The 15,465-nt window shown below is 71.7% G+C and carries 12 protein-coding genes; 9 read left to right on the forward strand and 3 right to left on the reverse strand.

Annotated features, from left to right (window positions below):
- Window positions 1-31: 31 nt before the first annotated feature.
- The 5 genes from ABIA35_RS17830 (at window position 32) to ABIA35_RS17850 (ending at window position 6,170) form a co-directional block, all read left to right on the forward strand.
- Window positions 32-1,600: an acyl-CoA synthetase gene (locus tag ABIA35_RS17830; RefSeq protein WP_370358607.1), complete on the forward strand. Its 1,569-nt coding sequence runs from the start codon at window positions 32-34 to the stop codon at window positions 1,598-1,600.
- Between the two features lie 16 nt (window positions 1,601-1,616).
- The gene (locus ABIA35_RS17835; RefSeq protein WP_370345002.1) at window positions 1,617-2,669 is read left to right on the forward strand and encodes a Zn-ribbon domain-containing OB-fold protein; all 1,053 of its coding nucleotides are present in this window, start codon (window positions 1,617-1,619) and stop codon (window positions 2,667-2,669) included.
- Entirely contained in the window at window positions 2,669-3,604 is a 936-nt protein-coding gene (locus ABIA35_RS17840; RefSeq protein WP_370345001.1) for a lipid-transfer protein, read from the forward strand. Before ABIA35_RS17835 ends, ABIA35_RS17840 begins: the two co-directional genes overlap by 1 nt.
- A gap of 2 nt (window positions 3,605-3,606) precedes the next feature.
- Window positions 3,607-4,788, forward strand: coding sequence for a thiolase domain-containing protein (locus tag ABIA35_RS17845; RefSeq protein WP_370358608.1), 1,182 nt, complete (start codon window positions 3,607-3,609; stop codon window positions 4,786-4,788).
- A 296-nt stretch (window positions 4,789-5,084) separates the two neighbouring features.
- Window positions 5,085-6,170, forward strand: coding sequence for an ABC transporter ATP-binding protein (locus tag ABIA35_RS17850; protein ID WP_370344999.1), 1,086 nt, complete (start codon window positions 5,085-5,087; stop codon window positions 6,168-6,170).
- A gap of 110 nt (window positions 6,171-6,280) precedes the next feature.
- On the opposite strand, the gene ABIA35_RS17855 is transcribed toward ABIA35_RS17850, so the two are convergent.
- The 3 genes from ABIA35_RS17855 to ABIA35_RS17865 all read right to left on the reverse strand — a co-directional run bounded on the left by ABIA35_RS17855 (window position 6,281) and on the right by ABIA35_RS17865 (window position 9,399).
- Window positions 6,281-7,171: a hypothetical protein gene (locus ABIA35_RS17855; protein ID WP_370358610.1), complete on the reverse strand. Its 891-nt coding sequence runs from the start codon at window positions 7,169-7,171 to the stop codon at window positions 6,281-6,283.
- A 1,087-nt stretch (window positions 7,172-8,258) separates the two neighbouring features.
- Window positions 8,259-8,915: a hypothetical protein gene (locus ABIA35_RS17860; protein ID WP_370358611.1), complete on the reverse strand. Its 657-nt coding sequence runs from the start codon at window positions 8,913-8,915 to the stop codon at window positions 8,259-8,261.
- Between the two features lie 121 nt (window positions 8,916-9,036).
- On the reverse strand, window positions 9,037-9,399 hold the full coding sequence (locus ABIA35_RS17865) for a cupin domain-containing protein (RefSeq protein WP_370358612.1): 363 nt from the start codon (window positions 9,397-9,399) through the stop codon (window positions 9,037-9,039).
- Between the two features lie 75 nt (window positions 9,400-9,474).
- Here ABIA35_RS17865 and ABIA35_RS17870 point away from each other — a divergent pair, with 75 nt between their 5' ends.
- The 4 genes from ABIA35_RS17870 to ABIA35_RS17885 all read left to right on the forward strand — a co-directional run bounded on the left by ABIA35_RS17870 (window position 9,475) and on the right by ABIA35_RS17885 (window position 15,273).
- A complete protein-coding gene (locus ABIA35_RS17870; RefSeq protein WP_370358613.1) occupies window positions 9,475-12,057 on the forward strand; it encodes a primosomal protein N' in 2,583 nt (860 codons plus the stop codon).
- A gap of 128 nt (window positions 12,058-12,185) precedes the next feature.
- The gene (gene def, locus ABIA35_RS17875) at window positions 12,186-12,734 is read left to right on the forward strand and encodes a peptide deformylase (RefSeq protein ID WP_370344994.1); all 549 of its coding nucleotides are present in this window, start codon (window positions 12,186-12,188) and stop codon (window positions 12,732-12,734) included.
- A 2-nt stretch (window positions 12,735-12,736) separates the two neighbouring features.
- Entirely contained in the window at window positions 12,737-13,690 is a 954-nt protein-coding gene (gene fmt / locus ABIA35_RS17880) for a methionyl-tRNA formyltransferase (protein WP_370358614.1), read from the forward strand.
- Window positions 13,687-15,273: an RsmB/NOP family class I SAM-dependent RNA methyltransferase gene (locus tag ABIA35_RS17885; RefSeq protein ID WP_370345079.1), complete on the forward strand. Its 1,587-nt coding sequence runs from the start codon at window positions 13,687-13,689 to the stop codon at window positions 15,271-15,273. Before fmt ends, ABIA35_RS17885 begins: the two co-directional genes overlap by 4 nt.
- Window positions 15,274-15,465: the final 192 nt, after the last annotated feature.

The following is a 15,465-nucleotide window of genomic DNA, read 5'->3' on the forward strand; positions in this document are numbered from 1 at the left end:
CCATCAGATGTCTCCAAGGCGGGAGTCGCGCATGGCAGGGCTGGGTTTCTGGAGAATCGCGCAAGCCAACCCCGACTGGACCGCCGTCATCGAGGAAGCCGGCGGCGAGCACAAGGCCGGCGACGTCCTGGCGCGCGCCAACCAGACCGTGCACGCGCTGCGCGCCCTCGGCCTGGCCGACGGCGACGGGCTCACGCTGCTGATGCCCAACGTGGTGGAGATGGTCGAGATCTACGCCGCCGCGCTCCAGGCCGCGTTCTACTACACCCCGATCAATTTCCACCTCGCCGGTCCCGAGATCGCCTACATCATCCACGACGCCGAGGCCAAGGCCTTCTTCTGCCACGTGCGCTTCGCCGAGATCGGCCTGGCCGCCGTCGCCGAGCTGGAGAAGGAGGGGCAGGGGCTGCCGAAGGATGCGCTGATCAGCGTCGGCGGCGACATCCCCGGCTTCACGCCGCTGGAGCAGTTCCGCGCCGGCCAGAGCACTGACAACCCCGAGAACCGCAGCTACGGCACCGCCATGCACTACACCTCCGGGACCACCGGCAAGCCCAAGGGCGTGCGGCGCACGCTGTCCGGCCAGGACCCGGACGACATGGCCGAGCTGGGGACCGTCCTGCCCGGCTTCTTCGGCATCACCCCCGGCGGCGGCGGTGTGCACCTGGTCACCTCGCCGAACTACCACACCGCGGTCACCCAGTTCGGCGGCAACGCGCTGCAGATGGGGCACACGCTGGCGCTGATGGACAAGTGGACGCCCGAGGGCACGCTGGAGATGATCCAGCGGACCAAGGCCACGCACACGCACATGGTCCCGACCCAGTTCCACCGCATGCTGCACCTGCCGGAGGAGGTGAAGCAGCGCTATGACGTGTCATCCATGAAGGTCGCGATCCACGCGGCAGCGCCGTGCCCGCAGCACGTCAAGCGCGCGATGCTCGACTGGTGGGGCCCGGTCATCTACGAGTACTACGCCGCGACCGAGGGCGGCGGCACCATCGCCACCCCCGAGGAGTGGATCGCCCATCCCGGCACGGTCGGCAAGGCCTGGCCGATCAGCGAGGTCAAGGCGCTGGACGACGAGGGCGCCGAGGTCGCCACGGGCATCCCCGGCACCGTCTACATGAAGATGATGATCGGCGAGTTCGAGTACAAGGGCGACAAGGCCAAGACCGAGGCCAACCGCCGCGACGGCTTCTTCACGGTCGGCGACATCGGGTACTTCGACGAGGACGGGTTCCTCTACCTGTGCGACCGGAAGATCGACATGATCATCTCCGGCGGCGTCAACATCTACCCGGCCGAGATCGAGGGCGAGCTGCTGCGCCATCCGGCCGTCGGCGACGTCGCGGTGTTCGGCATCCCGGACGAGGACTGGGGCGAGCAGATCAAGGCCGTGGTCGAGCTCAACGAGGGCTACGAGCGCTCCGAGGAACTGGCCCAGGAGATCATCGGCTCCCTGGACGGCCGGCTGGCGCGGCTGAAGTGGCCCAAGACCCTGGACTTCACCGACCAGCTGCCGCGCGAGCCCAACGGCAAGCTGTTCAAGCGACGGCTGCGCGACCCGTACTGGGCCGGCCACCAGAGCGCGATCTGAGGCCCGGGATCGCCAGATGACTACTCAGCCGACTCAGACCGCGCCCACACCGGCCTCCTCCTCCGACGGGCACGCGGTGCACGTCCTGGAGTTCCCCGGCGGCTACACCCGCTCCACCGGCCCGGTGATCGGCCGCTTCCTGACCGGCCTGCGCTCCGGGCGGATCTACGGTGTGAAGACCCCCGACGGCAAGGTCCTGTTCCCGCCGACCGAGTACGACCCGGTCACCGCGGCCGCCCTCGGCGCCGCCGACGAGGACTGGGTCGAGGTCGGCCCGGCCGGGACCGTGACCAGCTGGACCTGGGTCGACGCACCGCGCCCGGACCATCCGCTGGACCGGCCCTTCGCCTGGGCGCTGGTGAAGCCCGACGGTGCGGACACCGCGATGCTGCACGCCGTGGACAGCGGTTCGGCGGAGGCGATGGCGACCGGGATGCGGGTGCACGCGACCTGGCGCGCGGAGCGGACCGGTTCGGTCAAGGACATCACCTGCTTCGTGCCCGGAGAAGGTCCGGCCGAGGTGCCGGCGCCGGCGCAGGGGCAGGCACTTGCCGGGGAAGCGGAGGCGCTCGCCGGGGAGGCGGAACTTGAACCGGTCACGGTGGTCACGCTGCCGCACCGGCTGGAGTACCGGCTGCGGCCCGGGACGGTGTGGAACCACTTCATCGACGGCATGGCTGAGGGGCAGATCCGCGCGACGCGGTGTGCGGCGTGCGGCAAGGTCTACGTCCCGCCGCGCGGCGCGTGCCCTGCGGACGGGTTGCCGGCGACCGAGTGGGTGGACCTGCCGGACACCGGGGTGCTGACCACGTTCGCGGTCAACAACGTGCCGGCGGCCGGCGCCCCGGAGGTGCCGTTCATCAGCGGCTATGTGCTGCTGGACGGCGCCGACATCGCGATGCTCGTCCTCATCTCCGACGTGCCGTGGCAGGACGTTCGGATCGGGATGCGGGTGCGGGCGGTGTGGGTGCCGGACGCCGAGCGGACGCGGTCGGTGAAGAACCTGAAGTGGTTCGCGCCGACCGGCGAGCCCGACATCCCGTTCGAGCGGTTTGAGGAGTACGTGTGATGAGGGATGTCGCGGTCGTCGGCTTCGCGCAGAGCGAACACAGCTTCTCCGACCTCGGGTGGACCGAGGCGGACCTGGTCATGCCGCTGGTGAACGAGGTGCTCGGGGCGACCGGGCTGGAACGCTCCGAGATCGGCTTCACCTGTTCGGGGTCCAACGACTACCTGGTCGGCACGCCGTTCTCGTTCGTCGCGGCGCTGGACACCATCGGCGCGTGGCCGCCGATCGCCGAGAGCCATGTCGAGCAGGACGCGGCCTGGGCACTGTACGAGGCGTGGGTGCGGATCCAGCACGGCGACGTCGATGTCGCGCTGGTCTACGGATTCGGCAAGGGCACGGTCGGCGACCAGGTCGGCATCAGCTCATTGGGATACGACCCCTACTACCTGGCGCCGCTGGTCCCGGGGCACGTCGCGATGGCCGGGCTCCAGGCGCGGGCGCTGAAGGACGCCGGGTTCGACGTCGACCCGGATCCCACGCCGCCGCCGGCCACGGACGGCGCCGCCGCGGTGCTGCTGGCCGCCGGAGACGCGGCGCGGCGGGTGTGCGCGCGTCCGGCGTGGATCCGGGGGCTGGACCACCGGATCGAACCGCACGGGATCGGGGCGCGGGACCTGACGCGCAGTGTGTCGGCGCGTCTGGCGGCGGAGAAGGCCGGTGTGGGCGCGGGGCCTGTGGAGTTCGCGGAACTCCACACGCGCTTCGAGCACGAGGAGGCGTTGCTGCGCCAGGAGTTGGGGCTCGGCGAGAAGACCGTGGTGAACGCCTCCGGCGGCCCGCGCAAGGCCGATCCGATCATGGCGACCGGGCTGATCCGGATCGGCGAGGCGGCCGCGCGGATCCACGACGGGAGCGCGGAGCGTGTGGTGGCGCACGCCACCGCCGGGCCGTGCTTGCAGCACAACCTTGTATGCGTCCTCGAAGGGGAGCGGTGAGCATGGGTAACCGTTGCGCCGTGATCGGCGTCGGGCAGACCGAGTACCGCACCAAGCGCGCCGACGTGTCCCTGGCCGGGCTGGTCCGCGAGGCGGCCCTGCGCGCGCTGGAGGACGCCGGGCTGACGTTCGCGGACATCGACTCGGTGGTGCTGGGCAAGGCCCCGGACATGTTCGAGGGCGTCGCCACGCCCGAGCTGTACCTGGCCGACGCGCTCGGCGCCGCCGGCAAGCCGATGATGCGGGTGCACACCGCCGGCTCGGTCGGCGGTTCGACCACGCTGGTCGGGGCCTCGCAGGTGCAGGCCGGGGTGCACGAGCGGGTGCTGGTGGTGGCGTTCGAGAAGCAGTCGGAGTCGAACGCGACGTGGGCGCTGTCCATGCACTCGCCGTTCTCCGCCTCCCTGGTGGTCGGCGCCGGCGGGTATTTCGCGCCGTATATTCGGGCTTATATACGGCGTTCCGGTGCACCGGCCAATATCGGGATGATGGTTGCGGTCAAGGACCGGATCAATGCGTTGCGTAATCCCTACGCGCATTTGAAGATCCCGAACATCGACCTCGCGATGGTCGAGGAATCGATGATGTTGTGGGATCCGATTCGCTATCTGGAGACTTGTCCTTCTTCGGACGGTGCAGCGGCGATGGTCTTGGCCTCGGAGCGGGCGGCCGAGGCCGCGAGCGCCGCGACCGGGCGGCGTCCGGCCTGGGTGCACGGTGCGGCGATGCGCTCGGAGCCGATGGGCATGGCCGGCCGGGACAGCGTGGACCCGCGGGCCGGGCGCGACTGCGCGGCCGACGTGTACCGGCAGGCCGGCGTCACCGAGCCCCGGCGGCAGTTCGCCGCGGCCGAGGTGTATGTGCCGTTCTCGTGGTACGAGCCGATGTGGCTGGAGAACCTCGGGTTCGCGGAGAAGGGCGCGGGTTGGAAGCTCACCGAGGCCGGCGCGACCGCGTTCGAGGGCGACATCCCGTGGAACCCGTCCGGGGGAGTGCTGTCGTCGAACCCGATCGGGGCCTCGGGCATGATCCGCTTCGCCGAGGCCGCCCAGCAGGTGCGCGGCCAGGCCGGGGAGCATCAGGTGGAGGCCGCCGTGGACGGTTCGCGGCTGGCTTTGGGACACGCGTATGGCGGCGGATCTCAATTCTTCGCCATGTGGGCCGTCGGGGCGAACAAGCCGTAGCCGCCGGGCGCGGTTCGGGCCGCCTTCATCGCCGGCGTCCGGGGCGCGCCTTCGGCAGGCGTGTTCCCCCGCAAGTTCCCCGGCAAGTTCCCCGGCAAGTTCCACAGCCCAAGATGAGAATTACACATTTACCCTGCGGTCATATGCCGCACTTGGCGTCATGTCCGGCGCCCGGAGAAGGACAAAAGAGGAAGGGTATTGCGACACCGTTCAGCCAGGCGTAACGTCCGCGTTCAAAACCGGCGCGGCGGGGCGGACCGAGGCCGGTCACCTGGGCTGTGAAGTGCGGTGGCGGTGTGGCGACAGTCGATTTCATTCGCGCAAGTTGCACGTACCCGGAAGGGAAACGCAAGGCCGTTGACAATCTGACACTGTCCGTGGGGGACGGCGAGTTCCTGGTCCTGCTGGGCCCCTCGGGCTGCGGCAAGACCACGGCGCTGCGCATGCTCGCCGGCCTGGAGGAGGTCCAGGGCGGCCAGGTCCTGGTCGACGGCCGGGACCTGGAGGGCATGCCCCCCGGCGACCGCGACCTGGCCATGGTCTTCCAGAGCTACGCGCTCTTCCCGCACATGACGGTGGCCCGCAACCTGGGCTTCCGCATGGAACTGGCGGGCGCCCCGGCCTCGGCCGTATCCCGCCGAGTCCGCCGCATAGCCGCGGAACTGAACCTGACCGAGCGCCTGGACCGGCTCCCGAAAACCCTGTCCGGCGGCGAGCAGCAACGCGTGGCCATCGGCCGAGCGATGGTGCGCGAACCGCGCGTGTTCCTGATGGACGAGCCGCTCGGCGCCCTGGACGCGAAGCTGCGCGCCTCGGCGCGGGCGAAGATCGCGGACATGCAGCGCCGCAGCGGCATCACGACCCTGTACGTGACCCACGACCAGGTCGAGGCCATGGCGATGGGCGACCGCATCGCCATCATGAACCGCGGCATGCTCCAGCAGGTCGACACCCCGCGCCGCCTGTACGACCACCCGGTGAACGAGTTCGTGGCCGGCTTCGTCGGCTCCCCGGCGATGAACCTGGTGCCGGGCACGTACAAGCACGGCTGGGCCCTGATCGGCGAACTGGACGTGTTCGAGGTGCCGGTGGAGGTGGCGCAGCCCCTGACGTCCCCATCGGTGCTGGTCGGATTCCGGCCGGAGCACGCGAAGATCGCGGCACCCGGAAACGGGATCTACGCCACGGTCGGCGTGGTGGAGCGCTTGGGGCACACGGCGTATCTGCACTGCGAGATGGGCACGGGACGCGCGCGGCGGACGGTGATCGTGCGCTGCGACGAGTATGACGCGCCGCGGGCGGGCGCTCATGTCGGGGTGGTGCCGGATCCGCGGGAGATTCACCTTTTTGACGGGGAGAGCGGGCTGCGGGTGGGGCGGTAGAGGGTGGGTTGGCTGGCACGCAGCCGGCGACGTCGTTGGTGCTGGTGTCGCCTATCGCCGGTCACTGGTCAGCGGCTACTGGTCGGTGGCTCCTGATCAGCGGCTACTGATCACTGGTTTGCTGTGGCGGTGATGTGCGCGGTGAGCACGTCGAGTTCCTGTTCGCCTTGCGCGAGCTGGGCCCGAGCGGCCTGGAAGTAGGCCGGATGGTTGGCGCCGGCCAGGGCGTCGGTCGCGGCGGCGACGTAGGCGCTCAGCGCGGCCTGCCAGCCGGTGGCGTTGACGGCTTCGGGATTGGCGTCGAGCAGACTCGCGGTACTGACGTTGTCGCACAGGGCCTTGGCAGCGGCGGGGACGGCGGCCGCGTCCTGGCTCACGACGACGGCCTTCAGCGTGGCGGAGTCGGTCCGAAGAGCGCTGACACTCGGCGCGGCCTTGACGACCCAGGCATTGACGGACGGGGCCGTACCACTGCCGGTCTTGGCCCCGGCGACCGCGGCGGAGCACGAGGCACTCGCACTCGCGGCGGCGGAATTGCCCGACGTGGTGGGACTGGCACTCGGACTGCTGGTTGTGGCGACAATCACGGCCGCGGCACCGTTCGCCCCAGCACCCCCACCGCCAGCAGCCACCGCGGCCACACCACCGGACGCATTCGAAGACCCGGTCACATTCGACAGCAGATGCCACCCGAACGGCCCAACCGTACCCACCACGGCCAGCGCCGCGACCACCCCGAGGGCGATCCGGCGATCGAAGCGGTCGTCCGCGGAGTCGGCCGGCTCGCCGGCGGCAGCGGGGCCGGCCGGGTTGGTCGGCCCGCCGGTCCCGGCACCAGCGCCGGTACCAGCGCCGGTACCAGCGCCGAGCCCGGACCCCGCCGCGGCACCGCCCGAGGTCGCGCCGGCTGAGGCCGCACCGGTCGGGTCGCTCACACCCGACGCGCCACTCGCGCCGGACTCGTCGTCGTGGGCCGGGGGCGGTTCGGGCGTCGTGGTCATGGCTCAACGGTCGGCCCGGGCCCGGGGAGTCCGCGAGCGCTGTGAGCCTTATGGCTGATGAACGGGCGGCGCGGGTGTCGGTTCACTGATGCCGGTTTCGCACGCCAGTGCCAAGCGCTGGCGTGTGCGGCCTACCGTGCCGAATGGATTGCGCTGAGGGGCGGGGGCCGAGGGCCGAGTATCGCCGAGCGCTGCGGCGCGTGCCGGGTGGTGAATGGCAGGTGTCGGGCGGTGAACGTGAGCGGTTGGCGGCGAGTGCCGTGTGGCAGCGGCCAGCGCAACGCCGATCGGTGATGTCGGTGCCGAGCACCGAGCGCCGAGCAGGGTGCAGGGTGGCGAGTAGCTGCTGTCGAGGGTGAGTGCGAGCGGCGGACGGCGGGTGCCGTGTGCCAGTGGTGAGCGCAACGCTGATCGGTGTATCTCGGTGCCGAGTGCCGAGTGCCGAGTGCCGAGCGCCGAGCACTGAGCACTGAGCGGCGAGGACCGAGCGCCAAGCACCGAGTGACGGGTGGCGAGTAGCTGCTGTCGGGGGGTGGGCGCCGAGTGGTCGGCGGTGAGTGCTGTGTGGCAGTGGTGAGCGCAGCGCCGATCGGTGGATGTTGGCGCCGAGCGGCGAGCGCAACGTCGAGCGGTGGACGTTGGTGTCGAGCGCCGAGCCCAACGTTGATCGGCGGATGTCGGCGCTGGGCGCCGAGCGCGAGCGGGGATCGGGTGGCGAGTCGCTGCTGTCGAGGGGTGAGCGTCGAGCGGGCGGCGAGTGTCGCGCGGCGGCGGCGGGTGTCCAGCGGTGAGTGCTCGGTGCCGAGCGGCGGGTGTCGGTGCTGAGCGGCGTGCTGGGTGGCAGCTGGTGGCGAGCGGCGGGCCGGTGAGCGGCTGGGCGGCGAGGAGCGGGGCGGCGAGCATCGAGCGGCGAGGGGCGGGGCGGTGAGCAGCGAGGCGGCGTGCCCCGAGCGGCGGGTCGGCGAGCGGTGTGCCCCGGACGCGAGCGAGCCCCGAGCGGCGAGCGGCGAGCGGCGGGGCGGTGAGCGGCGAGCGGCGGGGCGGTGAGCGGCGAGCGGCGGGGCGGTGAGCGGCGAGTGCCCGGCGCTCAAGCGGCTCCGGTGGCTCGGCGTCCTGCGTCGCCAGGGCCGGTGCTCGCGCCGGGACCGGTGCCCGCGCCGGCGGCGGCTGCGGCGTCGGCGTCGGTGCCGATGGGTGGGTGGGTGGGGGTGGTGGAGGTGGCGATGGCGATGGTGCTCAGGAGGGTTGCGGCGGCTAGGGAGAGGAGGGTGCCGGTTGCGTGGGGGCGGATGGACATCAGCCAGATGGCCCAGGTGGCGGCTATGGCGGTGATGCGGGCGCTGGCCAGGAGGACCGGGTCGCGGGTGAGGTGCGCCAGGTGGGGTGGGAGGGTGCCTTCGGGGGCTGCGTCGGCGGCGTCGAGGAGGCGGGTGGCGGGGCGGCCGCTGAAGCCGCCGCCGACGACGGAGATGGCGACCACGATGCCGATGGCGGCCACGACCCAGGCGTCGCCGAAGTGGAATTGCGGGTCGTGGGCGGTGAGCGCCAGGCCGCAGCCGGTCATCAGGAGGGTGGCCAGGGGCATCAGGACCGGGAGGGTGCGGGCGGCTCGGACGGCCAGACGGAGTTCGGCGACGGTGGTGGCGCGGCCGGCGGCGGTGACGGCGTAGACCTCCAGGCCTATGCCGGCGACCAGGATCACGGTGCCTATGACGTGGCCGAAGAGCAGCCAGGCGTCGATCATGGTGGATTCCCCCTTGGGTTTGTCAGCCCTTTTTCGTGCCCGACCCCTTTTATTCGGATGAATTCAGGATAGATGGGGCGGTTGGGGGATGTCAGCGCCCGAACGGGTGATCTGGGGGGAACTAGACAGTTGCCTGATAGACCTTGCGGAGGGTTTCGTGGACGGTCCAGCGGGTTTCGGCACCTTCGGTGAGGATGGCGGTGTCGCCCGGGCCCACTTCCAGGACCGTTCCGTCGGCGAACTCGATGGTCGCGCGGCCGGACAGGACCACGAACAGCTCGTCGGCCTCGGTGTCGGTGACCACGCCGGGCGTCATCTGCCAGATCCCGCGCACCACGCGGCCGTCCGCCGACTCGCTCAGCACCAGCTCCGAGACCTCCGGCGCACCGGCGACGACCTGCGACGGGTCCAGGGCCACGGGCTCCAGGACGGCGTCGGCGACGGACAGGGCGAATCCCGGGACAACGGTGCGATCTTCAGACATGCGCGGCAGCCTATCCGCGCCGAACCTGCCCGCCCACAGGACCGGTGTCACTGCTATCAGGTAGAAATTGACACTGTGGAGGCGCTGGAGCAGAAGAACACGGAGGGAAGGCCGGACGACAAGCCGACTGAGGTTCCGTTGCTGGACGCCCCCACCCCGGAGGACGAATCGGCGGACGCTCGCCAAACCGCCCGCCGCACCGCCCGTCAATCCGCACGCCAGGCCAAGCCCAAGCCGGCGCGCGAACCCGCGGCGGAGCTGCCCTATGCGCAGGTCGTCCTGTCGCTGGAGCTCAGCCACCTGGACCGCGCCTTCGACTACCTCGTCCCGGCTGATCTGGACGCCGATGCGCAACCCGGCGTCCGGGTCCGGGTGAGATTCGCCGGCCAGCTGGTCGACGGCTTCGTCATCGGCCGCGCGGCGGAGTCGGACTTCGCGGGCCGGTTCGAGTGGCTGCAGAAGGTCGTCTCGCCGCTGCCCGTCCTGACACCGGAGATCCTGGACCTCTCCCGCACTGTCGCGAATCGCTATGCGGGAACGCTTGCGGACGTCCTGCGTCTGGCAGTACCGCCGCGACACGCGAGTGCGGAGAAGACCCCGGCTAAGGGGCCGGAGAGCAGTCCTGGCAAGCCGGTCGATGGAGCGCCCTGGGGTGTGTATGGCGGAGGCCGGGAGTTCATAAAGGCACTGCAGAGCAAGACGGCGCCGAAGCTGCCGCGTGCAGTGTGGACCTGCTTGCCGGCTACGGGCTGGGCTACAGCGATCGCCACCGCTATGCACGCCGTGGCTGCGGACGCAGTGGTGTTGCCGGAAATCGAGGCGGCACAGGTACAGGTGGCTGACGAGGAAGCAGAGACGGCCGCCGCGGACCCCGACGCTGTAGTCGACGACCCGGCCACCCCCGACCTCGCGCCCGATCCGACTGATCCAGCGCTCCCGGATCCGGATCTGCCCACCGACTACGACATCGACCCCGAGAGCCTTCGCGACCTGGACGATGACCGCTATAGCGGCGGAGACGGAGACGGAGGTGGAGGTGGAGGCGGCGGTGGCGGTGGCGGTGGAGCCGAAACCGAAGCGCATACCCTCGCACCCGTCGCAACCGACCCCCTCCGCATCCCCGGCCGAGGCGCACTGGCCATCGTCCCCGACCACCGCGACCTGGCCCGCCTCGACGCCGCCCTCACCGAGGTCGCCGGCCCCGGCCACCACGTCGTCCTGTCCGAGGAACTCGGCCCCGCCAAGCGCTACCAGAACTGGCTGGCCGTCCTGCGCGGCGACGTGAAGATGGTGATCGGCACCCGCTCCGCGATGTTCGCCCCGGTCGCCGACCTGGGCTTCGTCGCCGTCTGGGACGACGGCGACGACCTCCACGCCGAACCGCGCGCCCCCTACCCGCACGTCCGCGAAGTGCTCCTCCTGCGCGCACACGCCACAGGTGCGGCCGCACTCATCGGCGGCTATACGTGTACCGCAGAAGGGGCACAGCTAGTAGAGAGCAGATGGGCGTATCCCCTTACTGCGTTCCGCTCTACAGTCCGCGCGAAGTCTCCCCTTATCCGTACTTCTGGAGAGGAACTGGAGAAGGAAAGGGATCCCGCCGCAGCAGCGGCCCGCCTCCCGAACCTCGCCTGGCGAACGGCGCGCGCCGCCCTCGACGACGGCCCCGTCCTCATCCAGGTCCCGCGCGGCGGCTACGCACCCTCCCTGGCGTGCATCCGCTGTAGGAAGCACGCACGCTGCAACCATTGTCACGGCCCGCTGGAACTCTCCTCCGGCCACGCCATGGCCTCCTGCCTCTGGTGCGGACGCCCGGCCGGCGGCTGGCGCTGCGACGGCATCCTCAACGACCGCCCCTGCGGCGGCGACCGCTTCCGCATGCTCGCCGTCGGCGTCCATCGCACCGCTGAAGAACTCGGCCGGGCGTTCGCGAACACCAAAATCATCTCCTCGGCGCAGGACACCGTTCTCTCACAGGTGTCTGACAAGCCGGCCCTCGTAGTGGCGACTCCCGGAGCCGAACCCGTGGCGGACGGCGGGTACGCCGCCGCGCTCCTCCTGGACGGCTGGTCCCTCCTGGCCCGCAGAGACCTGCGCTCCGGGGAGGAGGCACTGCGCCGCTGGCTTAACGCCGCCGCACTGGTGCGCCCGGGCACGGAAGGCGGCAAGGTCGTCATCATGGCCGAGCCCAATCTGGCCCCGGTCCAGGCCCTCGTTCGCTGGGATCCGGTGTGGCACGCACGCCGCGAGCTCACCGACCGCGGCGAGCTGCACTACCCGCCGCTGGCCCGGGTCGCCGAGCTCACCGGTACCCCGGCCGCCGTCGCCGAGGAGCTGAGCCTGCTGCGGCTGCCGGAGATGGCCGAGGTACTCGGCCCGGTCGCGATCGACGCCCCGCGGCATGACGAGCGGGCGGCCCAGAAGTCCGAGGCGCGCGTCGGCAAGAACCCCGACCGCCTCGGTCGGGGGGAGCGTCCCGACAAGGCGAAGCCCGTCGAGGAGCGTCCTCGCCAGCAGCTGCACCGCGCGCTGGTCCGCGTTCCCCGAGGGCTCGGCGGCGAGCTGTCCGCGGCGGTCCGCGAAGCCCAAGGCGTCCGCAGTGCCCGCAAGGCCGAGGACTGGGTCCGGGTCCGCATCGACCCGGTGCAGATCGGCTGAGCAGATCGGCTGAGCGGCCGGCTGCCCCGGTGAGCGCGGTGCAGCCGAACCGCCACGCTCCGCCACCGCCTCCGGGCTCCGTACACTAGATAGCCGAATCCCGTACACCCATGAACGGAGCGCGACCCTTGACCGTCCAGGCCATCCGTCTCTTCGGCGACCCGGTCCTGACCACGCCGGCCTCGCCGGTCGTCGACTTCGACAAGGAGCTGCGCACCCTTGTCAAGGACCTCACCGAAACGATGCTGGACGCGCCCGGCACCGGCCTCGCGGCCCCGCAGATCGGGGTCGGCCTGCGGGTCTTCACCTGGAACGTCGACAACGAGCTCGGCCACCTGGTGAACCCCAGCCTGGACCTGTCCGAGGAGGAGCAGGACGGCGACGAGGGCTGCCTGTCCATCCCGGACCTGGCCTTCCCCTGCAAGCGTGCCCTGCGCGTGGTCGCCAAGGGCTGGAGCATGCACGGCGAGCCGGTGGAGGTCGAGGGCAGCGAGCTGCTGGCGCGCTGCATCCAGCACGAGACCGACCACCTGGACGGCGTGCTGTTCATCGACCGCCTGGACCGCGAGTGGCGCAAGAAGGCGATGCGCGCGATCCGGCTGGCCGACTGGGCCGACGACGGCGTCGAGCCGGTCGTGAAGGTGTCCCCGCACGCGACCTTCGGACGGGCGATCTGACGATGCGCGTCCTGTTCGCCGGCACCCCCGAGCCCGCGCTGCCGTCCCTGCGCGCCCTGTTGGACTCCAGCTCCCGCCACGAGGTGGCCGCGGTCCTGACCCGCCCCGACGCCCGCTCCGGCCGGGGCCGCCGCATGGAGGCCTCGCCGATCGCGCAGCTGGCCGAGGAGGCCGGGGTCGAGGTGCTCAAGCCGGAGAAGGTGCGCGACCCGGAGTTCCTGGAGCGGCTGGCGGCGATCGCCCCGGACTGCTGTCCGATCGTGGCCTACGGCGGCCTGATCCCGAAGTCCGCGCTGGACGTCCCGCGCCACGGCTGGGTCAACCTGCACTTCTCGCTGCTGCCGGCCTGGCGCGGCGCGGCCCCGGTGCAGCAGGCGCTGATGGCCGGCGACGAGATCACCGGCGCCTCCACCTTCCTGCTGGAGGAGGGGCTGGACACCGGGCCGGTCTACGGCACCGTCACCGACGAGATCCGCCGCACCGACACCAGCGGCGACCTGCTCGCCCGGCTGGCCGAGTCCGGGGCCCGGCTGCTGACCGCCACCCTGGACGCCATCGAGGACGGCACCGCGCGCCCGGTCCCGCAGCCGGCCGACGGCGTCACGCTGGCCCCGAAGGTGCTGGCCGGCGACGCCCGCATCGACTGGACGGCCCCGGCGCTGCGCGTGGACCGCCTGGTCCGGGCCTGCACCCCGGCCCCCGGCGCCTGGACCGTCCTGCCGGGCCGGGACGGCGAGGAGGACCTGCGGGTGAAGATCTTCCCGGTCAGCGCGCTGCCCGGGGCCACCGACATCCCGCCGGGCCGGATCGTGCACGACTCGCGAGGATTGATGGTGGGCACCGGCAGCGGCCACACCGTGCGGCTGGGCGACGTGCAGCCGCAGGGCAAGCGGCGGATGCCGGCGGCGGACTGGGCGCGAGGGCTTCGCCTGAGCGGGGACGAAGCGTTCGTCTGAGCACTCCGGCCGCATCACCCACATCACCCACAGCCCCGTCACAAAGGAACAGCGAGTTCACCATGGCACCGCGCACGTCCACCTCCACCGATCCGGCCCGCGCCGCCGCGCTCGAAGTCCTGGAGGCGGTGCGCACCCGGGACGCCTACGCGAACCTGCTGCTGCCCCGAGTCCTGCGCGACGGCGGCCTGACCGGCCGGGACGCCGCCTTCACCACCGAGCTGTGCTACGGGACGCTGCGCGGCCTCGGCACCTACGACGCGGTCATCGCCGCCTGCGTGGACCGCGACCTGGACGCCGTGGACGCGGTGGTACTGGACGCGCTGCGCCTGGGCGCGCACCAGCTGCTGGCGATGGACGTCCCGCCGCACGCCGCGGTGTCCACGACGGTGGACCTGGTCCGCGCGGCCGCCAACGAGGGCGCCTCGCGGTTCGCCAACGCGGTCCTGCGCCGCGTCGGACAGCGCGATCTGCAGGCGTGGGTCGACCGGATCGCGCCGAACTCGCAGGACGACCCGGAGGGCTACCTCGCGGTGTCGCGCTCGCATCCGCGGTGGATCGTCTCAGCGATGTGGGACTCCTTGCAGGCGCACCGCGGGGCGCAGCGCGCGCACGAGGACATCGGCGAGCTGCTGGACGCCGACAACGCGCGCCCGGGCGTCACGCTGGTGACGCGGCCGGGGCTCGCGGAGGTGGCGGAGCTGACGGACCTGGGGGCGCTGGCGGCGCGCTACTCGCCGTACGCCGCGTACCTGGCCGGCGGCGATCCGGGCGCGCTGGCGCCGGTGCGCGAGGGGCGCGCCGGGGTGCAGGACGAGGGCAGCCAGCTGGTCGCCACCGCCTTGGCGGCGGCTCCGCTGGAGGGCCGGGACGAGTTCTGGCTCGACATGTGCGCCGGCCCCGGCGGGAAGGCCGCGCTGCTGGCCGGGCTGGCGCTGGAGCGCGGGGCGTCGCTGCTGGCGAGCGAGATCGCACCGCATCGGGCCGAGCTGGTGCGGCGGGCTTTGCGGGGGTACGGGGATCGGCTGGTGGGTTCGGACGGCGCGGGCGACACTGGCGCTGTGACGGCCGACGGCACTGGCACCGTGTCCGCATCCGGCTCTGCTCAGCGCGACGGCGCTGGTGTAGACGGGGGCGCGGATTCCGGCGCGGGCCGCGGCACGCTCCAGGTCATCGCCGCCGACGGCATCCGCGCGCCGTGGCAGGCGGGTTCCTTCGACCGCGTCATGCTGGACGCCCCCTGCACCGGACTCGGTGCGCTGCGGCGGCGTCCGGAATCGCGCTGGCGGCGCGGGCCGGAGGACCTCGAACGGCTGACCCGGGTGCAGCGGCGGCTGCTGTCCTCGGCGCTGGACTCCGTGCGGCCGGGGGGACTGGTCGCCTACGTGACCTGCTCACCGCACCTGGAGGAGACGCGCGACGTGGTCCGCCAGGTGGTGAAGTCGCGGCGGGACGTGGAGCGGGTGGACGCCCGGCCGCTGCTGCCCGGCGTGCCGGAGCTCGGCGGCGGTCCCGATGTCCAGCTCTGGCCGCATCTGCACGGTACCGACGCTATGTATCTGGCGCTCTTGCGCCGTTCCTGAGGAAGATCGCCGCCGCCCACTGTCTCAGAACGATCACAAGTTCGTCCCTGGCTCATCCGCGTAGTGACGTTTCGCACCTCCCAGGTGGTCTGGAGGTTTAGCAGGGCTGGTGCAAACGGCGATGGGGCGGGTGGGGTGGCATGACGTCTTCCAACAGTGTGTCCGCGTTAAGGCGGGCCGGGTTGTGGGTGC

This window comes from Catenulispora sp. MAP12-49 (assembly GCF_041262705.1).
Lineage (GTDB): Bacteria > Actinomycetota > Actinomycetes > Streptomycetales > Catenulisporaceae > Catenulispora.

Excerpts from the sequence above, each read along its gene's own strand:
- ABIA35_RS17830 (WP_370358607.1), top strand. The coding sequence starts at position 32 with ATGGCAGGGCTGGGTTTCTGGAGAATCGCGCAAGCCAACCCCGACTGG.
- ABIA35_RS17835 (WP_370345002.1), top strand. The coding sequence starts at position 1,617 with ATGACTACTCAGCCGACTCAGACCGCGCCCACACCGGCCTCCTCCTCC.
- ABIA35_RS17840 (WP_370345001.1), top strand. The coding sequence starts at position 2,669 with ATGAGGGATGTCGCGGTCGTCGGCTTCGCGCAGAGCGAACACAGCTTC.
- ABIA35_RS17845 (WP_370358608.1), top strand. The coding sequence starts at position 3,607 with ATGGGTAACCGTTGCGCCGTGATCGGCGTCGGGCAGACCGAGTACCGC.
- ABIA35_RS17855 (WP_370358610.1), bottom strand. The coding sequence starts at position 7,171 with ATGACCACGACGCCCGAACCGCCCCCGGCCCACGACGACGAGTCCGGC.
- ABIA35_RS17860 (WP_370358611.1), bottom strand. The coding sequence starts at position 8,915 with ATGATCGACGCCTGGCTGCTCTTCGGCCACGTCATAGGCACCGTGATC.
- ABIA35_RS17865 (WP_370358612.1), bottom strand. The coding sequence starts at position 9,399 with ATGTCTGAAGATCGCACCGTTGTCCCGGGATTCGCCCTGTCCGTCGCC.
- fmt (WP_370358614.1), top strand. The coding sequence starts at position 12,737 with ATGCGCGTCCTGTTCGCCGGCACCCCCGAGCCCGCGCTGCCGTCCCTG.